This is a genomic window from [Pantoea] beijingensis (genome assembly GCF_022647505.1).
In the GTDB taxonomy this organism is placed as follows: Bacteria; Pseudomonadota; Gammaproteobacteria; order Enterobacterales; family Enterobacteriaceae; genus Erwinia; species Erwinia beijingensis.
The window spans coordinates 3,164,537-3,185,534 of sequence record NZ_CP071409.1; the positions used below are offsets into that span (position 1 = coordinate 3,164,537).

At 52.4% G+C, this 20,998-nt stretch carries 13 protein-coding genes and 2 CRISPR repeat arrays; of the genes, 1 reads left to right on the forward strand and 12 read right to left on the reverse strand.

Features of this window, described 5'->3' with window-relative positions; translation table 11 throughout:
• The first annotated feature begins 281 nt into the window (after positions 1-281).
• A CRISPR array of direct repeats spans positions 282-1,210; the repeat unit is 28 nt; unit sequence TTTCTAAGCTGCCTGTACGGCAGTGAAC.
• 223 nt (positions 1,211-1,433) lie between these two features.
• The 12 genes from J1C60_RS14415 to pdhR all read right to left on the reverse strand — a co-directional run bounded on the left by J1C60_RS14415 (position 1,434) and on the right by pdhR (position 19,145).
• Positions 1,434-1,769, reverse strand: coding sequence for a type II toxin-antitoxin system RelE/ParE family toxin (locus tag J1C60_RS14415; RefSeq protein ID WP_128179592.1), 336 nt, complete (start codon positions 1,767-1,769; stop codon positions 1,434-1,436).
• A 24-nt stretch (positions 1,770-1,793) separates the two neighbouring features.
• Complete coding sequence (locus tag J1C60_RS14420; protein WP_128179593.1) at positions 1,794-2,027, reverse strand: type II toxin-antitoxin system Phd/YefM family antitoxin; 234 nt, start codon at positions 2,025-2,027, stop codon at positions 1,794-1,796.
• A gap of 159 nt (positions 2,028-2,186) precedes the next feature.
• Positions 2,187-2,741, reverse strand: coding sequence for a type I-F CRISPR-associated endoribonuclease Cas6/Csy4 (cas6f, locus tag J1C60_RS14425; protein WP_128179516.1), 555 nt, complete (start codon positions 2,739-2,741; stop codon positions 2,187-2,189).
• 10 nt (positions 2,742-2,751) lie between these two features.
• A complete protein-coding gene (gene csy3, locus J1C60_RS14430) occupies positions 2,752-3,744 on the reverse strand; it encodes a type I-F CRISPR-associated protein Csy3 (RefSeq protein WP_128179517.1) in 993 nt (330 codons plus the stop codon).
• A gap of 13 nt (positions 3,745-3,757) precedes the next feature.
• Complete coding sequence (gene csy2, locus J1C60_RS14435) at positions 3,758-4,708, reverse strand: type I-F CRISPR-associated protein Csy2 (protein ID WP_128179518.1); 951 nt, start codon at positions 4,706-4,708, stop codon at positions 3,758-3,760.
• Entirely contained in the window at positions 4,705-6,033 is a 1,329-nt protein-coding gene (csy1, locus tag J1C60_RS14440) for a type I-F CRISPR-associated protein Csy1 (protein WP_128179519.1), read from the reverse strand. The genes csy2 and csy1 overlap by 4 nt, the downstream gene beginning before the upstream one ends.
• Before the next feature lie 97 nt (positions 6,034-6,130).
• Positions 6,131-9,394, reverse strand: coding sequence for a type I-F CRISPR-associated helicase Cas3f (gene cas3f / locus J1C60_RS14445; RefSeq protein WP_128179520.1), 3,264 nt, complete (start codon positions 9,392-9,394; stop codon positions 6,131-6,133).
• On the reverse strand, positions 9,394-10,362 hold the full coding sequence (gene cas1f, locus J1C60_RS14450; RefSeq protein ID WP_128179521.1) for a type I-F CRISPR-associated endonuclease Cas1f: 969 nt from the start codon (positions 10,360-10,362) through the stop codon (positions 9,394-9,396). The genes cas3f and cas1f overlap by 1 nt, the downstream gene beginning before the upstream one ends.
• A gap of 336 nt (positions 10,363-10,698) precedes the next feature.
• Positions 10,699-11,685: a CRISPR direct-repeat array (repeat unit 28 nt; unit sequence TTTCTAAGCTGCCTGTACGGCAGTGAAC).
• Positions 11,686-11,960: 275 nt separating this feature from the next.
• Complete coding sequence (gene lpdA / locus J1C60_RS14455) at positions 11,961-13,385, reverse strand: dihydrolipoyl dehydrogenase (RefSeq protein WP_128179594.1); 1,425 nt, start codon at positions 13,383-13,385, stop codon at positions 11,961-11,963.
• 240 nt (positions 13,386-13,625) lie between these two features.
• Positions 13,626-15,518: a pyruvate dehydrogenase complex dihydrolipoyllysine-residue acetyltransferase gene (gene aceF / locus J1C60_RS14460; protein WP_128179522.1), complete on the reverse strand. Its 1,893-nt coding sequence runs from the start codon at positions 15,516-15,518 to the stop codon at positions 13,626-13,628.
• Positions 15,519-15,531: 13 nt separating this feature from the next.
• Positions 15,532-18,195 (reverse strand): pyruvate dehydrogenase (acetyl-transferring), homodimeric type, encoded by a 2,664-nt coding sequence (gene aceE / locus J1C60_RS14465; RefSeq protein WP_128179523.1) that lies wholly within the window; start codon positions 18,193-18,195, stop codon positions 15,532-15,534.
• Between the two features lie 185 nt (positions 18,196-18,380).
• The gene (pdhR, locus tag J1C60_RS14470) at positions 18,381-19,145 is read right to left on the reverse strand and encodes a pyruvate dehydrogenase complex transcriptional repressor PdhR (protein ID WP_128179524.1); all 765 of its coding nucleotides are present in this window, start codon (positions 19,143-19,145) and stop codon (positions 18,381-18,383) included.
• Between the two features lie 493 nt (positions 19,146-19,638).
• On the opposite strand from pdhR, the gene aroP reads away from it, so the two are divergent.
• Positions 19,639-20,997 (forward strand): aromatic amino acid transporter AroP, encoded by a 1,359-nt coding sequence (aroP, locus tag J1C60_RS14475; protein WP_128179525.1) that lies wholly within the window; start codon positions 19,639-19,641, stop codon positions 20,995-20,997.
• Position 20,998 lies beyond the last annotated feature (1 nt).

Consider the following 20,998-nt stretch of genomic DNA (forward strand, 5'->3'; position numbering starts at 1 on the left):
TGCTCATTTTGCAGGCGATATAATCGCGCACTGGCAACATAAGGCAGTTGGAACAGGCAGGTCACGATGCAATAATCACGCCATCGGTCAGGCCAGCCCTGGCAGGCTCTGAACCGTAAATGGCGACGCACAGTATTGTCTTAAAATGGGGAAGAATGCATGGAGAATGTGCAATTAGAATCGTGAACTTTTTGTTGCGATCGTTTTTCCTTATTCGCTTGTTTCTGAGTGTTCAGGAGGGCAAGAATCAACGGCAAGGCATTCACTAAAATCTGCAGGGATCTCTAAGCTGCCTGTACGGCAGTGAACACGAAGAGAAAGCTTGAGCTATCTAAGCTTGATTTCTAAGCTGCCTGTACGGCAGTGAACTAAAGATGCTCAGGTTACATCCTCAGTACGTCTTTCTAAGCTGCCTGTACGGCAGTGAACTGGCGCACAGGAATGGGGGGCGTGACAGGTCTTTTCTAAGCTGCCTGTACGGCAGTGAACTATTAGCTGAACCGGTATTTTCTCCGCTTCCGTTTCTAAGCTGCCTGTACGGCAGTGAACTCGGGCAGCACATGGAGGTTTTGACCGAGCAATTTCTAAGCTGCCTGTACGGCAGTGAACAAATGGCGGCACCTTTAATACCTTATGTGGCATTTCTAAGCTGCCTGTACGGCAGTGAACTTAACGGGCCGCTTATTGTGGCCCTTTTTATTTTTCTAAGCTGCCTGTACGGCAGTGAACATTCATTACCGTTTTCTGGCTCAAAATATTCAGTTTCTAAGCTGCCTGTACGGCAGTGAACAGCAGCACATCTACGGCCTGCCGGATTACATCTTTCTAAGCTGCCTGTACGGCAGTGAACTTCAAAGAAGCCACGCTGGGCAACTATGATCCTTTCTAAGCTGCCTGTACGGCAGTGAACATCAGGTAAGTGTCATCGTACCGGCGCAACGTTTTCTAAGCTGCCTGTACGGCAGTGAACAGATTCACGATCCTGTCAGGATGGATTCTGGTTTTCTAAGCTGCCTGTACGGCAGTGAACGATTTTTAGGTGCAATGTGAACTAATTCGGAGTTTCTAAGCTGCCTGTACGGCAGTGAACGAAACCGCGAACCTTCTGTTGCCACTTCAAGCTTTCTAAGCTGCCTGTACGGCAGTGAACATTTCTCGCTTATTCCCGCCATCATCCGTTTCTTTCTAAGCTGCCTGTACGGCAGTGAACCGAAGCTAAAAATCTCATCTTATTGTTATAAAATGGAAATTTACCATTCTCCGTAAAAAACCCTTTTTTATATTAAAATCCCCTCTTATTAAAAATCAATAGGATACGTAAAGGGCAAAAAAAAGGGTCGCTTAATCGACATTACTGAGCGCTATCAGAGCAACGGAAATATTGAGGAATTTACCGTATCGCTATCTACACCGTTTAACGTAATGACTTCAGGCTATACCATCATCAACCGCTTAAATAATAATTGTTTGATATCTTGCCGCTGGGCGAGGATGGCATAAACCGTTATTGTCATATCGTTAATCGAATACAACACCCGATATCCATTCAATGTATTAAATTCACGATATTTAGCACAGCCCAGTTTCAGCAACTCCGGCAAAATCTGGCAACCAGAAGGAAAAGCCGCGACCCGTTCCTCAAACTGCTCAATCACCTGCCGTAAAATACGCTGCGGGTCTTCCCCCACCGGTTGCAGATGGCTGACAATATCGTCCAGGCAATGTCTTACCGTTCTGGTGTATTCAAAAACCACCGCAGTTTTCTTCATCATCATGATCCATCGCGAATGAGATCACCGGCCTATCCCTGCCAGCAACTGCTCTTTGGAAAGTACGTGACCTTCTGCTTTATCTTTCTCTGAAAGTGTAAGGAATTTAAGTAACGCAATAGCATTCTCGCGCTGTTGCTGTGCTTCATAGGATTCAATAACGTAGGCAGGAACACCGTTTTGTGTCACCAGAATAGGTTCCTGCAGATCAAGCGAGGCTGCATTTTTCTTTATATAGCTGATGGTTTCAATTTTCATCATATTTCCCGCCAGTGAGTATCAGACTGAATATTGTCCTTATTCAGACTTCACACAATAATGCGTACATTTTTTGTGATAGGCGGTAGGTCATTCTATCCCGGGTAACAGAGAAAACACCGTTACCCGGGATAACCTGCGGATTGATCTTTCCCCGCCTCAAAACCAGGGGATCGTCGCCGAAGCGCTCAAACCGTAGCTGCTAAAATCTCCCGCTATTGCCTGCGTGCCAGGCTCACCGTGTCGAATAAACAGGCGAAAGGCCTGCCCGGTTGAGAGGCTATTCATGGCAATAAAGGGTAATGAGGTTCGCTGCTCATCGGTAACTAATCGTTTCTGCTCCGCTTCCTGCGCCGTCAACCACCCTTTACGCACCGAACGACGCATCAGGCGTGCAGCACTGCTTTTTACCTGCACCCGACTCACCGTACGGTACTGTACTTTTTCCGGAACCTGCATAACAGCCGTTGTTTCACAGTAATCCCGTAGCCCTTTCCGCCACGCCATCGCTTCCAGCTCGGTCAGCGCCGCTTGTGTTCCATGTAAACGCATCACATTGCCCAGCAGGGTGTTGTGCTGCGGGAAACTAACGCCGATATCACCACGGTTTCTGGCACCCAGCGCGCGATGCAGTTTGGCAAATAACGCCGCCATCAGCATGGTGTCACTGAATTCGGGATCGGGCAGTACACGAATATCCTGAAAATGGTCCATACTGGCCGCCTTATTCCGCTTTTTCACCAAATACGCCGCCACGGATCAATACGGCCATCACATAATGCTGTTGCTCTACCGCCGGTTTATCCCCTTTGGTCACCCAGTTATCCAGCAGCGTATAAAAATCCATTTTCTCTTTGGGTTGCCGGCAAGCAAGCCCCCGGCTGGTTACCGAGCCGTAAGGTTCGATAGCAATCGCCCCCAGTTCCTGCGCCATAGGGTGCCAGGTATCAATGGTGCGCAATGCGTTGCCGATTTTCTGTGAGTGCATCGCGGCAATGCCATCGACCTGATAAAGCACTTTGCTTTTTGTACTGTTGTTGTCCAGCACCAGCTCCTGAGAAGGAAAAACCTCCTGGCCCTGACCTAAACACACCGTCGCTTCAACCTTAAATAAAGCGAAACTCTTCCCAAGCAGCCCCTGCTCAATTTCATCGGCCAGTGCTTTCAACTGGTCATCCGGCTGGGAAAAATCACGGATACTGTAACGGTATGCATCAAACTCCCAGCGTTGACTGCCCTGCACCACCACGCGTATTTGCTCCGCTCCGACCCGGTTACGCCACAAAAAACGGCCATTGGCGAGGTTCGCCGCATAACGCGCGGCCAGTACGCCAAAACCATGTTCGTTGATATACGCATTAATGACCGCGCTAAGTTCATCCTGGTAGGCCCGGTCATTACATACTGAAGGCTCGGCAAGATTACCCAATACGCGCAGCGTAAAACTGACTTTCAGCGTATCGTCATCAACGGGAAGGGAAGCAACATCGACACGCTGTAGATTAGCTTTCTGAATTTCTGCATCCAGCTTCGCCTTATCGCTGGCGATGGCATTTTTCAGCCGGTTGGAGATAGTGCCGCGTACCGCCTTTTCCTGCACGGCGATCGGCTTCCAGTGTTCTCCGCCCTGTTTGCCGGCGTACATGACCGCGTCAGAATTCGCCAGTTTGCGCTCAAATGCCAGTACGGATGCGGTTTTTATTTGTGCCTTTGCCATTGTGGTTAATCCTTTAAATGTCGTCATCGTAATAAGATAAATCGCCAGCCTCTTCGAACGCATCAGCCACGCTCAGCCCCCGGCAGTAGTATCCGGTTTCCGTGGTATGGAAACGCCAAAAAAGCGCATTGATATCCGTGATACGGTGCAAACCTCGCCATTCACCAAGACCGTATACCGCCTCAGTAAAAGCGAAAGGCGTTTCCGTATCGCGGCTGTTCGCCACCTCGCCCGCGGCATAAAGTGGGGAAATACGCTGATACCCCGTCATTATCGGCACCAGGTAACCCGCGTGCGGTTTCGCCGCCGTGTGCCACGCCGCTTTACCGGAGGAGATATTCTCTGACTCCGCGACAATGTTGATCGTGGCGTAATCCAGCCACGCATCGATCAGTTCAGCATGCGGGTTGCGCTGCCGTTGTTGATTAAAATGCTCCGTAAGCCATAAAGAGCGGTCCAGTAGGGCAAATCCCGGCATCAGTGGCCATTTTAGTGCGCGCCACGCTGCGTCATCCGCTGGCATGGCTGCCACACGAACCTGACGCAGCGAAGTGATGGTTCCTCCTGCCAGCTTTTGCGTTTGACAGAGGGTTTGCAGATGCGTCGCCAGCGCCTTCATGCCAGCATCGCCCTGCGCAATTTCCCCCTTGCATTCAAGCAACAGGGAAACCGTCATATGCATCCTCGCCTCTTCATTAAATGAAGCGGTTTTCCCCTCACGGGTTAAGGGATTGCGCGTCAGTGAGAATTGATAGTCTCGGCCGGATGTGTGTGCATGAACCTGGTGATGATGACAAATGACCGCACACCCCTCGAAAGTCAGGCCATGACTTTGCTGTAACTTACGAGAGAGTGCGTGCATATAGCCGAGAAAATGACTGATGGCCGGGAATCCCCAGGTTAATCCCGCTGCCGCGTTGGCATTCTCAACCTTAAGCCAGGGGAGTATCACTACACTGCTCATCGCATTCCCTCTTTGATCATCGCGTCCATTTCACGCAGCCGTTGCTTAAATAACGGCCGCATTTTCCATTCCGAACGTTCTGACTGCCCGACGTCCAGACCAGACATGTTCAAATGACCGTTTAGCCAGAGCGCAAAGTCGTCAGCAACGACATTTTTCCATTCGTCTTTATCCCGTTCGGCCCGGAACTGCACGTCCTCTTTGCTTCGCCAGGGATCGAGCCAAAGCCGCTGTATCGCTTTGAGCTGGCAGTGAGGATCTTTGGTCCAGCCGCACCAGGCTTCGCGCTGGATATCTGCCGCGACAGTGAACAACAGGTCGATCAGTTCATCAATATAGCGGTCGCGCTGCGTGCGGATATGATGATTATTCTCCTGCCGAGTCAGTAAATGGCTCAACTGGCTAATCACGTTACGCGCCAGGTGATCGAAGGGGCCGCGATGACCAAACAGCGTCTTCATTCCCAGCGGCGGTTTTTCCCGCCCCTTCCAGAGCGGCGGCTGCGCCGACAGCAGAAATACCCGACCGCCTCGACGACTGTTCAGTAAGGAAATATTTTGGGAATTTGTGCCCCCAAAATTCATGATCGCCGTGGCGGGAAAATAAACCACGGGCTCGGCACACCACTCACCGTCGCGCCGCGCCTGTCGTGCGGCTTTACTGCCCTCACTAAAGCGGGCATCAATGATGCGTTGATACAATGCCTGCGCCAGTGCGGAAGAGAACAGAGGACTGAGTAAATGATAGCCGTCGCCCACCGGAAAATAGACCTGCTTTGCCAGCTTGTGTGACGCAGGCTGGTGGGGGGTTAACGCCTGATTAAAGCCGGTAATCCACTGCTCAAGCTGCTGTGGGTCCTCTGCAAGCGCTTCCAGCACGCGATAATCTTTGCGTTGCAGGCAGGCCAGCAGCGAATCGCCGTCATGTTCCATTTGTAGCAGCTTAGCCACATCCAGCATAGCCGCGTTTCCCACCGCATCCACGACAGTGTTACGCAGCGATGCCGTGGAAACATATCCCTCATTATTGGTTATCTGGCTATAAACACTGCTGCTTTTCGAGTCGCCGTGCGTGTATTTCGCCGCATGCGTCACCAGGCTGATCTGTCCGGCCCGATTTGCCGCATCCGTTAACCAATTGCCGGGGGTATAGCGGTCCTCCAGCACCGTTCGCTGTTGCAATAGCGCCTGTTGAAGCACATCGCTTTCTTCAGCCTCAACGGAGGCAAGCCGCTTCCGGGCTTCTTTGTCAAAAGCCTCCAGCTTTGCCTGCCGACGGCCTGCGATAAAATCGACAATGTAGTTAATCAACTCTGCTTCCGGCATTCCTTACTCCTTGTTTATGTACGTCTACTGCACTATTTCACTATAATGGAGAACACTGAAAACGACTTGTTTACTACCGTACAGGTAGCCCGCCCTCTCACCAGAGAGGGCGAAACACACCCAGCCAGGGATGAAAGTACCATGCTTCTCCCTTCTCGCTGACAGAGAGGCGTAAGTTGATCTCGCCATACTTTTCGCTGACCGCCTTCAGTTCCAGCGCCTTTTCTTCCGCCAGTTGGTGATACACCGCCTGATAGCCGGGCATCGCCCAGACGCTGACGCCCTCAGCCAGCGCCACGTCATGTTCCCTGAACGCTCCGGCTTTTTTCCACCCGGTTGGGCCGGAATCTCGCTGATAAAATTCGGGTTCGCTGAACTCATCGTCGATATGTAGAAAATATTGATCTTCAGGCTGTGACTGACGGAACGGCGTACGCCGCTGTAATTCACCGCTCCAGGTGATAGGGTTTCGCCACCAGTCCGCCGCAGACAACAGTGCCCCACGTCCCAACAGCGCCTCCCACAGCCGATGCTGCTCCAGCGTAACCAGATTACTGAAATCACGACGCTGCCTGTCACTGGGTGCCTCGCCGGTAATACAGGGCACCGCATTGATCGCACGATACTGATCCTCATCCAGTACTTCGTTAATCGCATGATGGGTAAGGCGAAACGCCGTTGATTCAAAACCCGGCCGACAAAAAACAGGGCGATCGCATCCCGGATGACGCAGAGAGCGAATATTTCTGTTCATGATCAATAAATTCTCCTCTGAAGGAGGATGCTGCCGATGACGCTGAATGCGCCCGGCCAGTTGCACCAGCGCCCGCATTGAGCTTGGTTCAGCAATGGCCCAGTCCGCATCCCAGTCACGCCCGAGTTCAGCAATGGAGGTGGCCAGTACCACAAAAAGGTGGTGCGTTTCCGTGCTGCCCTTAAGCGCATGATGCACATCGGCAATGGCATCCAGTGGCAGATGCTGACGGTTAAAAGCTGTGTCCAACCGTTCCTCAATCGCGGAACGCATCGCCAGCGGATGCTGACTGTGATAAACGCAGTAATGTATGCGCATATCCGCAGACGAAGCGGAGGCCAATAATGCCTCTGCGACCGCAACCAGCGGATTGATATTCGCAAAACGCACAATCCCGAACGAAACGGTTTTCCCACCGGGGTAAGCCTGATGATGTTTTTGGTGCAACTGCAGCATCGCCGGATGAAGGGTATCAGCCACGCGGGCAATAACCTCTTTGACCTGTGGAACGGGGGGCGTGATAGCAAGAACGCGAGCCAGGCGCAGTGGCTTTTTTTTCTGTAAATGCGCAATTCGCTGCCCGACAAAGCGGGCATGCTGTGCCGCAAACAGTGACGCTTTCGCTATATCGGTAACCTGAGTCTCTTGTTCATCAAACCAGCCACAGCAGATATTCAGCGGCGCATCCGGTTCGCCACAGGCCCGCTGATAGGCTTTACGTCCGCAAAGATAAGCAGTAAACAGCGCCTGCACCAGCGCAGGTGAAAGCGTGGCGGAAGAGAGCAACACGCGCGAGCCGCACATGCCAGCCCAGTTAACCAGCCGGCAAAGCGCGTACTGGTCATCAACGCTAAACTCATCTGGCTCATCCAGCACCAGATCGCTGCTTAATAAGCGCAGCATCGGGGCGATCTGTTTTCCTCCGCGCACGCCTTCGGTTGCCGGCATCAGATGATCAATAGTACACACCAGAACCGGTGCGCTGATCAGTTGATGAAGCTTAGGATCGTTTGCCATCCAGCGCCTGAGCGGGCCATCATCCAGCGAACCTTCGTAATGCACATATTGATGCGGTTCAAAGAGCCGTTCTGCCGAAGCGCTATCGCAGTCTGATTCAGGCTGAGCGCCCCGCCGATGAAGATCGCTAACCGCAGAGGAACCTATCAATACCGCCAGTGCATCCTCATCCAGATTCAGCCGCGCTCGCAACGCATCGCCCGTTTGCAGCGTTAACGTTCTCAGACCTAATGCAACGCTGAAGCGGCATCCCTCCTGCTCATCCGCCAGCGCATACATCATCCGGGCATTGGCAAACGTTTTACCACAGCCCGTTGATGCCATATTGATGCCAAAGAATCCCTGCTGCCGGGCACGCTCACGTAACGCATATACCTGGTCAAAGGCGCGATCCTGCCAGGCAAATTGTTTGTCCGTGACGCGCTGACGAAATCCTTTGTGCCGGGTAATGGCGGGCAACGTTTGTCGCAATTGCGGCAATGTCCGCCCCAGTAATAGGGCGCCTTGCCCCACCCCGATATTGTGCTCATCTAACTGCTGTTTTAACTGGCCTGTCGTTCTGTTGGTATTGGCCCAAACAGGCCAGTTGGGGGCTTGCCAGCCTTTCACGGGTTCTGCCGCGGAGTAACTGTGGTCGGCCAGCATCAGGACTAAACGCGCCATATGGACTGTGAACAGGCAACCCAGTTCACCATGCTCCTGTAAACTCCCGATGCTGTTGAGCGCCCGCTTTCCCAGTTGGTGTGCTTTATTCCGCCAGGTTTCGCTTTGCAGGGGCGTGCCATTCGGGAAAGTTTGAGCCCGTTGCAGCTCTTGTCTGCTCCAGTCCTGCTCCCGATTCAGGGCGTTCCAGTCCGCACGTAACTGATTGATGAGCCAGTTTTGTGCATACTGCATCTCCGGCGGTGCTGAAGTACCGAGGTAGGTGGGTAAACGGTGGTGGGAAAGGATCAGCCAGCCAATGACGGTAGCGACAGGCGGCAAGCCATAGAAGGGGTTTTGGCTTTCTGCCGACTCATCACTCACCAGGCGAGCCAGCATCTCATGCTCATATTCAGGCGTAATGGTGTTAAGGCGTGTCAGCCATTGCCGATCGTCCTGCTCACCAATAAACGCCTGGAATAAGCGCAGTGAAATCCATTCATGCCGCCACGGCTGAAAACGTTTTTCTGCATCGCCTTTCAGGGTAAGTTGAAAGAGCGCGGAAGCCTTACCAAAATCATGAAATAGCCCGGCGATACCGGCCAGCAGGGCGATGGATTCGGCACTCCGCCACGGCGTCTCATCCTGGCTGCGTAGAATATCACGCCCGGTTTGGTTGGTCGGCACACTGCCCTGGAGGTTAAAACGCCGCAGATTTCCCACAATCCAGAGTAATTCGGTCTGGCCAGCCGATTTTATCCAGTGACAGGCAACGGCGGTATTGCGCCGCGCCGTTTTGCGTAATAAGCGACGCAGCGTATTAACCCCTTCCAACGTAATGGCCGTTTGCCAGGTGTTATCCCCTTTACGCTCGGCAAATTGGTCCAGTATGCGGCGCGTTTCATCCCGGGCGCGCTTTGAACATTGCGAAATCACCAGAATATGCATTATTCGTGTAGCCCTAACGCAGATGCCGTTTGTTGTAATGTGGTTATCATGACATCGAGCGCATCTCCGCGCTGGAAACCAGAAATACAGCGTTCACGAAACGCTTGTTCATCTTCGCCCGCCATCGCAGCAATAAATGCCTGTGGCATAACCATGGCATCTTTGATCAGATCGGCAATATCAAAAACTAATCCACCGCGTCGCGTTTTACCATGTAATACCGCAAGCCCGTGCGGTAACCCCGTCACCCAGGCAGCCACCGCCGCCAGGCCATAAGCCAGATAGTTACCGTGGTCGAGAAAACGATTGGCCATATCCGTCCCCCCGCCGCGCTTCGCACGGGTAAATGTGCCATAGTTTACCGCCCCTGCCGCCAGCTTATAGAGTGCTTTACTCATTACCGCTTCCTGCAGCATTAATTCATTTTGAGTGCCGCAGCTTTCAATCTTTTCCTGACAGCTTTTCAGCAATGCTTCCAGCCGCTCGGTATTAATAGAAAATAGTGATTCACGCTGCATGCGGCTATTAAGCCAGTGCTGCTTGATTTGTTGTAGCCGGATATTCTGGAATAACTTCGCTGCCTGCAGGCGTTTATTTTCATTAAACCAGAAGCTCACCCAGTTCTGAAGATACTCGGTTGGCCGATATTCACTTTGGGGTGAGAGCCAGGTCACTTCAACCTCTATTTCATTTGCTGCATAGAGCGGTGTGCCGCCCCCACCGCAGAACCCGACCATCACGCCCGCGCGCGCAAACTCACGCATTGCTGCTTGAGTTACCGAGGTACCGGTACCGAGCATCACGACCGTGGTATTGGCGATCGGGATATTCCAGTAAAGTGATGCTTTTCCCTGTTCGGTGACATATTCTACCCGGCCACCATTCACCAAAACCCGGCAATATTGCAGATAATAAATATTTGCGCGTTTAGAGTGCAGGATCGTTTTTAAATCTGAGGGTGCCAGCATACTTTGGGCTTCCTTCCTTTCGCCAAAGCCCTGCCCAAAAGGTTTATATTGCGACAGCGCAGACTGGGTCATCCTGAAAATTGAGGCGTATACGGTGGCGCTCAAAATATTGGATGCGCTTCAGCGCCCGGTTGGCAAATAAAATCATCTCAAAGGACAGGCCGTGATTCTCCATAAATCCAGACGAGGATTATCCCGGAGGCCACTGTATGCAACAGAATAATTCTCATCGTGAGAAGCCGGTAACATATTTCATGCTGATGGGCCGCCTGACGTCTCTCATCGTCAACGCTGCCTGTACGGCAGTATAAATGCCTCGCTTTTCCGTCACTAAAGTTTCTAAGCTGCCTGTACGGCAGTGAACCGTGCTGACACGACAGCCGGGCGAAAAGCGGATTTCTAGGCTGCCTGTACGGCAGTGAACCGTCGGTGTAGACACGCACCGGCTTCCAGCTCTTTCTAAGCTGCCTGTACGGCAGTGAACGCGATGATGTGCGCGAGGCGCTAAACCTCGGCTTTCTAAGCTGCCTGTACGGCAGTGAACAACAACGTTTTGCCTTGACCCCTGAAGCACACTTTCTAAGCTGCCTGTACGGCAGTGAACATTTCCGGCGGTCGCTGGTGACGAATCTGTCATTTCTAAGCTGCCTGTACGGCAGTGAACCATCGGAGGTCCGGGCGGTGCGACGGGTCGCTTTTCTAAGCTGCCTGTACGGCAGTGAACAGAGAGATTACAAATTTACGCACATCGCTGGATTTCTAAGCTGCCTGTACGGCAGTGAACCGGAACCACGGCAACTGAATGCAAATTCTGCTTTCTAAGCTGCCTGTACGGCAGTGAACTCAAAGCCGCCCCATACCGGGCGATTGCCGAATTTCTAAGCTGCCTGTACGGCAGTGAACTCGCGGCGAGGATATGTCTCATTTGCGTCACGTTTCTAAGCTGCCTGTACGGCAGTGAACTTGTCTTGCTAAAAAAGGGAAATCTGTCTGCTTTTCTAAGCTGCCTGTACGGCAGTGAACGCAGGGAGCCTGACCACTTGGACCACGTAAATTTTCTAAGCTGCCTGTACGGCAGTGAACTGTATGAGTTATCGCCATTTCGCGTATTTTTCTTTCTAAGCTGCCTGTACGGCAGTGAACTATTCAGCTCCGCCAGCGCCGAAGCGCCGATCTTTCTAAGCTGCCTGTACGGCAGTGAACGTTCGTGTTGAGCGGTTGAACAGTATAAGTGATTTCTAAGCTGCCTGTACGGCAGTGAACGAAGTGCAGTGGCATAGTAACGGTCGGCACTTTTTCTAAGCTGCCTGTACGGCAGTGAACAGAAGCCATAGTAGCCTAGCCCTTTGTTGCGATTAAGAAAAGCGGCCTTCTTCGCGAAAAACCCTTTTTTCGCAGACAATAAAACGGTGATTTAAAATCAATACGTTACGGGTAATAAGAAAAACAGGGTTTATCGAAGGGGAAAGCATACCACACGCCGTCGCCAGAAAATCCCCTGCGTTTAACAGAAGGGTAACCGCATCCGGGTGCTAACGGCACAAAACAAAAACGGCTCCCAATGGGAGCCGCTTTATAACCAACCGTAAGCAGAAAAACTATTTCTTCTTCGCTTTCGGGTTAGGCAGGTCAGTGATGCTGCCTTCAAAGATCTCAGCCGCCAGACCAACGGATTCATGCAGCGTCGGGTGCGCATGAATAGTCAGCGCGATATCTTCCGCATCACAGCCCATTTCGATAGCCAGACCGATTTCACCCAGCAGCTCGCCGCCGTTCGTACCGACAATCGCCCCACCGATGACACGGTGAGTCTCTTTATCGAAAATCAGCTTGGTCATACCGTCTGCGCAATCGGAGGCAATCGCACGGCCTGATGCCGCCCACGGGAAGGTGGAGGTCTCAACGCTGATGCCTTTCTCTTTGGCTTCTTTCTCGGTCAGACCGACCCAGGCAACTTCCGGCTCAGTATACGCAATCGATGGGATCACTTTCGGATCGAAGTAGTGTTTTTTGCCCGCGATCACTTCAGCGGCAACGTGGCCTTCATGCACGCCTTTATGTGCCAGCATTGGCTGACCAACGATGTCACCAATTGCATAGATGTGCGGCACGTTGGTACGCATCTGCTTGTCGGTACGGATAAAGCCGCGATCGTCAACTTCAACGCCCGCTTTGCCGGCATCGAGGTTTTTGCCGTTCGGCACGCGACCAATCGCCACCAGCACCGCATCATAACGCTGTGGCTCTGCTGGTGCTTTTTTGCCTTCCATCGTAACGTAGATACCATCTTCTTTGGCTTCTACCGCCGTCACTTTGGTTTCCAGCATCAGGTTAAACTGTTTGCTGATACGTTTGGTGAACACTTTCACCACATCTTTATCCGCCGCAGGAATAACCTGATCAAACATTTCTACCACGTCAATCTGTGAACCCAGCGCGTGATAAACGGTACCCATTTCCAGGCCGATAATGCCGCCGCCCATCACCAGCAGACGCTCAGGCACGTCTTTCAGCTCCAGCGCATCGGTAGAGTCCCATACGCGCGGGTCATCATGAGGAATGAATGGCAGCTGAATCGGACGTGAGCCCGCCGCAATAATCGCGTTGTCGAAGTTGATCACGGTTTTACCGTTTTCGCCTTCCACTTCCAGGGTGTTCGCCCCGGTGAATTTACCCAGACCGTTGACCACTGTCACTTTGCGGCCCTTCGCCATTCCCGCCAGACCACCGGTCAGTTGGTTGATGACTTTTTCTTTCCAGGTACGAATTTTGTCGATATCGGTCGTTGGCTGACCAAAAACGATACCGTGTTCTTCCAGCGCTTTGGCTTCTTCAATCACTTTCGCCACGTGCAACAGCGCTTTTGAAGGAATACAACCGACGTTCAGACAAACACCGCCAAGGGTGCTGTAACGCTCAACGATAACGGTCTCCAGACCTAAATCCGCTGCGCGAAAGGCTGCAGAGTAACCTGCAGGGCCCGCCCCAAGTACCACGACCTGAGCTTTAATTTCTGTACTCATCATGACCTCTTAGTTAACTTTCCGGCCATCCTTTTCGCCTTGCCACCGTAGCTGTGTTGGCTGCAATGCCAATGACCTTAAGGATGTTCACTCTTCCACCGGTACGTTCTCACCGCAAGAGTTTACAGAATTGTTAATGAACTGCAAACCGCTTGATACGAAACGTTTTCAACTACCTTGTCGACTTATAAAATCGAAAGTCGGCTATGAGAAGGCCGGCATAAGCCGGCCTTAAAACATTTACATCACCAGACGACGAATATCAGACAACATATTGTTGATAATGGTGATGAAACGCGCACCATCGGCACCGTCGATAACGCGGTGGTCGAAGGAGAGCGACATTGGCATCATCAGGCGCGGCGTGAACTCTTTGCCGTTCCAGACCGGCTCCATGGCAGACTTAGAGACGCCGAGGATGGCCACTTCTGGTGCGTTAACGATCGGCGCGAAGTGCGTCGTCCCGATACCGCCCAGGCTGGAGATGGTGAAGCATCCGCCCTGCATTTCGCCTGCGGTCAGCTTACCGTCACGCGCTTTTTTAGAGATGGCCATCAGTTCGCGAGACAGTTCAGTGATGCTCTTCTTGTTCACATCCTTGAATACCGGAACCACCAAGCCATTCGGGGTATCAACCGCGACGCCGATGTTGATGTATTTCTTCAGCGTCAGCTTCTGCGCATCTTCAGACAGCGAGCTGTTAAAGCGCGGCATCTGCTCCAGCGCGGCAGCAACGGCTTTCATGATGAACACCACAGGAGTGAACTTCACGTCCAGCTTACGCTTCGCGGCTTCTTCATTCTGCTGCTTACGGAAGGCTTCCAGATCGGTGATATCGGTTTTATCGAAGTGCGTAACGTGCGGGATCATTACCCAGTTACGGCTCAGGTTAGCACCAGAGATTTTCTGGATGCGGCCCAGCTCCACTTCTTCAATTTCACCAAACTTGCTGAAATCAACCTTCGGCCACGGCAGCATGCCTGGCAATCCACCGCCGCTGGCGGCAGGCGCAGACTCGGCGCGTTTTACCGCGTCTTTCACGTAAGCCTGCACATCTTCTTTCAGGATACGGCCTTTACGACCCGTCCCTTTCACCTTCGCCAGGTTAACGCCAAACTCGCGCGCCAGACGACGGATCACCGGTGTGGCGTGAACATACGCATCGTTCTCAGCAAACTCGCTGCTGCCACTCGCTTTTGCCGCAGGTACAGAAGCCGGCGCCGCTTTCTGCTCAGCTTTTGCTGGTGCAGCCGCTTCGGCTTTCTTCTCCGTCGCCGCCGGTGCCGCGCCTTCCACTTCGAAGACCATAATCAGCGAGCCGGTTTTCACTTTGTCGCCGGTATTGATTTTGATCTCTTTTACCGTACCGGCAAAAGGTGCGGGCACTTCCATTGACGCTTTATCGCCTTCAACGGTGATCAGCGACTGTTCAGCAGTCACTTTGTCGCCCACTTTGACCATCACTTCGGTGACTTCAACTTCATCACCGCCGATATCCGGCACGTCGACGTTTTTCACGCCGCCGGCAGCCGCAGGGGCCGCAGCCGCTTCTTCTTTCACTTCCGGCTTCGCACTCGCCGCTGGCGCAGAGCCTGCGATTTCAAAGGTCATGATCGGGGAACCGGTGCTGACTTTGTCGCCGGTATTGATGTTGATCGCTTTGACCGTACCGGCGAACGGTGCCGGCACTTCCATTGAGGCTTTATCGCCTTCAACGGTGATCAGTGATTGCTCAGCCTCAACGGTGTCGCCCACTTTGACCAGGATCTCAGTGACTTCAACTTCGTCAGAACCGATATCCGGTACCGCAACTTCTTTGCTTTCGCTGGATGCTGCCGCAGATTGCGCCGCTTCTGCTTTTTTCTCTTCAGCCTTTGCAGGCGCAGCATCAGCTACACCGTCGGCGGATTCGAAAATCATGATCAGTTTGCCGGTTTCCACTTTGTCACCGGTGGCCACTTTAATCTCTTTCACCACGCCCGCTTGCGGCGAGGGGACTTCCATTGAGGCCTTATCACCTTCAACGGTGATCAGCGACTGTTCAGCTTCAACTTTATCGCCCACTTTCACCAAAATTTCGGTGACTTCAACTTCGTCTGCACCGATATCCGGTACGTTGATTTCGATTGCCATTAATCTCTACCTCTTATGCCAGACGCGGGTTAACTTTATCGGCATCGATATTGAATTTAGTGATGGCTTCCGCAACCACTTTCTTATCGATTTCGCCGCGTTTGGCCAGTTCGCCCAGCGCTGCCACAACCACGTAAGATGCGTCCACTTCGAAGTGGTGACGCAGGTTTTCACGGCTATCGGAACGGCCAAAGCCATCGGTACCCAGTACGCGATAATCATCAGCAGGTACGTAAGTACGAACCTGCTCGGCGAACAGTTTCATATAGTCAGTCGATGCCACAGCCGGCGCGTTGTTCATCACCTGGGCAATGTACGGAACGCGTGGGGTTTCCAGCGGATGCAGCATATTCCAGCGCTCGCAGTCCTGGCCATCACGCGCCAGTTCAGTGAAGGAGGTGACGCTATACACATCAGAACCTACGCCATAGTCTTTCGCCAGGATCTGCGCGGCTTCACGCACGTGGCGCAGGATAGAGCCCGAGCCCAGCAGCTGAACCTTACCTTTGCTACCTTCAACGCTTTCCAGTTTATAGATACCCTTACGGATACCCTCTTCCGCACCCTGCGGCATCGCAGGCATGTGGTAGTTTTCGTTCAGCGTGGTGATGTAGTAGTAAATATTCTCCTGCGCATCGCCGTACATACGCACCAGACCGTCATGCATGATGACAGCCACTTCGTAAGCGTAAGCCGGATCGTAAGAGATACAGTTCGGAATAGTCAGTGACTGAATATGGCTGTGACCATCTTCGTGCTGCAAACCTTCGCCGTTCAGTGTGGTACGGCCAGAAGTCCCGCCGACCAGGAAGCCACGCGCTTGCTGATCGCCCGCTGCCCAGCACAGGTCGCCGATACGCTGGAACCCGAACATAGAGTAGTAGATATAGAACGGGATCATCGGCAGGTTGTTGGTGCTGTAAGACGTTGCCGCCGCCAGCCAGGATGCGCCTGCGCCCAGTTCGTTGATCCCTTCCTGCAGAATCTGCCCTTTTTCGTCTTCTTTATAGTACGCAACCTGCTCGCGGTCCTGCGGCGTATATTGCTGACCGTTCGGGCTGTAGATACCGATTTGACGGAACAGACCTTCCATACCGAAAGTACGCGCTTCGTCAGCAATGATTGGCACCAGGCGATCTTTGATCGATGGATTTTTCAGCATCACGTTCAGGGCACGTACGAAAGCGATGGTGGTAGAGATTTCTTTGTTCTGCTCGTCCAGCAGCGATTTGAAATCGTCCAGCGTCGGCATTTCCAGCTTCTCGCTGAACTGCGCCTGGCGCGTTGGCAGGTAGCCACCCAACTTCTCACGCTGACCGTGCAGGTAGTTATACTCTTCAGAACCTTTTTCAAAGGTGATATACGGCAGTTTTTCGATATTGGCATCGTCAACCGGCACGTTAAAACGATCGCGGATGTAGCGGACGCCATCCATGTTCATTTTCTTCACTTGGTGCGCGATGTTTTTACCTTCCGCGGTGTCACCCATACCATAGCCTTTGATGGTATGTGCCAGGATCACCACAGGTTTGCCTTTGGTATCCTGCGCTTTTTTCAGCGCCGCGTAGATTTTCTTCGGATCGTGGCCGCCGCGATTCAGCGCCCAAATCTCATCATCGCTCAACTCTTTCACCAGCGCGGCGGTTTCCGGATATTTGCCGAAGAAGTGTTCACGGACGTAAGCGCCATCACGCGATTTAAAGGTCTGATAGTCACCGTCAACGGTTTCATTCATCAGTTGGATCAGTTTACCGCTGGTATCTTTACGCAGCAGCTCATCCCAACGTCCACCCCAGATCACTTTGATCACTTCCCAACCTGCGCCACCAAAGATGCCTTCCAGCTCGTTGATGATTTTGCCGTTACCGGTGACCGGACCATCCAGGCGCTGCAGGTTACAGTTGATGATGAAGCAGAGGTTATCCAGTTTTTCACGGGTGGCGATAGTGATCGCCCCTTTCGATTCTGGCTCATCCATCTCACCGTCGCCGAGGAAGGCGTAAACGGTTTGCTGCGCGGTGTTTTTCAGCCCACGGTGCTCAAGATACTTCAGGAATTTCGCCTGATAGATCGCGCCAATCGGACCCAGCCCCATAGAAACGGTCGGGAACTGCCAGAAATCAGGCATCAGTTTTGGATGCGGATAAGAAGACAGACCTTTACCATGAACTTCCTGACGGAAATTGTTCATCTGCTCTTCGGTCAGACGACCTTCAAGGAAAGCACGTGCGTAAATGCCTGGAGAAATATGGCCCTGGAAGTAAACCAGATCCCCACCGTCTTGATCATTGCGCGCGCGGAAGAAGTGGTTGAAACACACTTCATAGATCGTTGCGGAAGACTGGAAAGAGGACATATGGCCGCCCAGTTCCAGATCCTTTTTCGATGCGCGCAGAACGGTCATGATGGCGTTCCAGCGAATTGCGGAACGGATACGACGTTCGAGAGAAGTGTTGCCTGGATAATCCGGCTCGTCTTCAACGGCAATGGAGTTGATATACTGGCTGGCACCTGTGCCTGCCGCTACCTTCACGCCGCCTTTGCGGGCTTCGCTCAATACCTGATCGATCAGATATTGTGCGCGCTCAACACCTTCTTCACGGATGACCGATTCGATCGCCTGTAGCCAGTCGCGAGTTTCAATCGGATCCACGTCATTGTGTAAACGTTCTGACATGGGGGGTATTCCTTATCTGTGTCTAATACGTTGAATTGTCTGGAGCCTGTCTCTCTGTGTTCTGTAATCTGCAAAACACAAAGAGACAGGCCCGTCGTTTATACCCTTTGGCTGCGGGACACTCGTTTAACGAAGTCGACTGCCATCCGCCCGCCTTGGGTATTGCCGCGCGCTTTATATCGCGCTTATTCCTTACGTTGCTGTAAACGTCGCAAGGAGCGCTCTCTACGACTCTGCTCCCGACTTCTGTCCAGCAATATTTCCTCGATAAACGCCAGGTGGCGATGCGAGGCTTCGCGTGCCTGCTCTGGCTCACGCGCCACTATCGCTTCAAAAATGCTGGCGCGATGACCGCTCACTGTTGCCAGCATCTCCCGGCGCGAGTAGAGCAATTCGAAATTTTGTCGTACGTTCTGTTCCAGCATAGGGCCCATACAGCGCAGCAAATGTAAAAGCACCACATTGTGCGCGGCTTCTGTGACAGCGATCTGATACTGCATTACCGCACCGGCTTCTGCATCTAAATCACCGCTATCCTGCGCCTGCTGAATTAATACATGGCAGTCACGAATACGCTGCAGATCCTCGTCAGTTCCCCGCAAGGCTGCATAATACGCTGCAATACCTTCTAATGCATGGCGGGTTTCCAACAGATCGAACTGGGATTCGGGATGACCGGCAAGCAGTTCAACGAGCGGATCGCTCAGGCTTTGCCAAAGAGTTTGCTGTACGAAGGTGCCTCCGCCCTGGCGGCGCAGTAGCAGGCCTTTCGCTTCCAGGCGCTGGATAGCTTCACGCAAAGAGGGACGGGAGACATCAAACTGTTTGGCAAGCTCACGCTCGGGTAACAGCTTTTCGCCCGGGCGCAGCGTCCCTTCCATAATAAGGGACTCGAGCTGTTGCTCGATCGCATCGGACAGCTTTGGTTGGCGGATTTTGCTGTAGGCCATCTTCCCTTCTTCTGCCATTTGCCTGAAGTAAATTGGTAATACCAATTGCAAAAAGATGAGGCTAAAGTAACAAAGTATTCACCTTCTGTCTATATGGCGAAGCCCTGAAGCGTGTGCTGTGCCTCGTATTAACGGGGTCGATCTTACATGCCAAATCAACCGCATTTATGACAAAAGAAGCTCAACAGGGTAACTTTTGCGAAAACTTACACGGAGTTAGAGACCGGGAGCCGTTTTGACGAGCGCAGGCCAGAAGGCCATCCATCTTTTTACGATTGCGCCCAAAATAAGAAATGTATTGCTCTGAGTGTGAGCAAACGTCGATTTTTCACCCATACTGCCGCACAAAAAGAGAAAGCAGGTGCAATGACAACCGCTTATCACTATTCTTGTCGCGACAACAGCTCCATTTCAATTTTTATGCTATCAGTAGTGTAAACTTATCAATACGTTAGTCAGCAAGAATAAAAAGAGTCACATCACGAGGTTATATATGGAACAACAACAAGGCGACCTGCTGAAACGAGGTTTAAAAAACCGCCATATTCAGCTTATCGCATTGGGTGGTGCGGTAGGGACCGGCCTGTTTTTGGGCATCGCGCAGACGATCAAAATGGCCGGGCCATCGGTTTTACTCGGATATGCGATCGGCGGTTTTATCGCCTTTATGATTATGCGTCAGCTGGGTGAAATGGTGGTGGAAGAGCCCGTGGCCGGATCGTTTAGCCACTTTGCCTATAAATACTGGGGCAACTTTGCCGGTTTCGCGTCAGGCTGGAACTACTGGGTGCTGTATGTGCTGGTGGCAATGGCGGAACTCAGCGCCGTAGGGATTTATATTCAGTACTGGTGGCCGGACATCCCGACCTGGGTATCGGCAGCCGTCTTCTTTTTGCTCATCAATGCAATTAACCTTTCCAACGTCAAAGTCTATGGCGAGATGGAATTTTGGTTTGCCATTATAAAAGTCGTCGCGGTCATCGGTATGATCCTGTTCGGAGGCTGGCTGCTGTTTAGCGGCAAGGGCGGTCCGGAAGCGGCGGTCAGTAATATTTGGGACAAAGGGGGATTTTTCCCTAATGGCGTCAATGGGCTGGTCATGGCCATGGCGGTCATTATGTTCTCCTTCGGCGGACTTGAACTGGTTGGCATCACTGCGGCAGAAGCGGATCAACCAGAGAAAAGTATCCCTAAGGCAACGAATCAGGTCTTATATCGCATTCTGATTTTCTATATTGGCTCGCTGGCTGTCCTGCTCTCCCTCTATCCCTGGACCAAAGTGGTCGAAGGCGGTAGTCCTTTTGTGATGATTTTCCACGAACTTGGCGATAGTCTGGTTGCGAATGCGCTTAATGTGGTCATTCTGACTGCGGCATTATCGGTCTATAACAGCTGCGTTTACTGTAACAGCCGTATGCTGTTCGGACTGGCGCAGCAGGGAAATGGCCCTAAAATATTGAGTAAGTTGGATGGGCGTGGCGTACCGGTGGTCGCAATTGGCGTCTCAGCATTGGCAACAGCCATCTGTGTGTTAATCAATTATCTGATGCCGGGTGAAGCGTTTGGGATTCTGATGTCGCTGGTGGTTTCCGCCCTGGTGATTAACTGGGCGATGATCAGCCTGGCGCATCTGAAGTTCCGCCGTAAGAAAGATCGGCAAGGTGTCACCACGCGCTTCAAAGCCCTGTTCTATCCAGCGGGTAACTGGATTTGCCTGGCCTTCCTCGCCGGAATCCTGGTAATTATGGCCATGACACCGGGGATGGCGATCTCCGTCTGGCTAATCCCGGTTTGGCTGATCATTTTAGCTATCGGCTATGTTCTCAGTAACAGAACGAAAGCGCAGCGCTAAT

Excerpts from the sequence above, each read along its gene's own strand:
- J1C60_RS14415 (WP_128179592.1), bottom strand. The coding sequence starts at position 1,769 with ATGAAGAAAACTGCGGTGGTTTTTGAATACACCAGAACGGTAAGACAT.
- J1C60_RS14420 (WP_128179593.1), bottom strand. The coding sequence starts at position 2,027 with ATGAAAATTGAAACCATCAGCTATATAAAGAAAAATGCAGCCTCGCTT.
- csy1 (WP_128179519.1), bottom strand. The coding sequence starts at position 6,033 with ATGCCGGAAGCAGAGTTGATTAACTACATTGTCGATTTTATCGCAGGC.
- csy3 (WP_128179517.1), bottom strand. The coding sequence starts at position 3,744 with ATGGCAAAGGCACAAATAAAAACCGCATCCGTACTGGCATTTGAGCGC.
- csy2 (WP_128179518.1), bottom strand. The coding sequence starts at position 4,708 with ATGAGCAGTGTAGTGATACTCCCCTGGCTTAAGGTTGAGAATGCCAAC.
- lpdA (WP_128179594.1), bottom strand. The coding sequence starts at position 13,385 with ATGAGTACAGAAATTAAAGCTCAGGTCGTGGTACTTGGGGCGGGCCCT.
- aroP (WP_128179525.1), top strand. The coding sequence starts at position 19,639 with ATGGAACAACAACAAGGCGACCTGCTGAAACGAGGTTTAAAAAACCGC.
- cas3f (WP_128179520.1), bottom strand. The coding sequence starts at position 9,394 with ATGCATATTCTGGTGATTTCGCAATGTTCAAAGCGCGCCCGGGATGAA.
- cas1f (WP_128179521.1), bottom strand. The coding sequence starts at position 10,362 with ATGCTGGCACCCTCAGATTTAAAAACGATCCTGCACTCTAAACGCGCA.
- aceF (WP_128179522.1), bottom strand. The coding sequence starts at position 15,518 with ATGGCAATCGAAATCAACGTACCGGATATCGGTGCAGACGAAGTTGAA.
- aceE (WP_128179523.1), bottom strand. The coding sequence starts at position 18,195 with ATGTCAGAACGTTTACACAATGACGTGGATCCGATTGAAACTCGCGAC.
- cas6f (WP_128179516.1), bottom strand. The coding sequence starts at position 2,741 with ATGGACCATTTTCAGGATATTCGTGTACTGCCCGATCCCGAATTCAGT.
- pdhR (WP_128179524.1), bottom strand. The coding sequence starts at position 19,145 with ATGGCCTACAGCAAAATCCGCCAACCAAAGCTGTCCGATGCGATCGAG.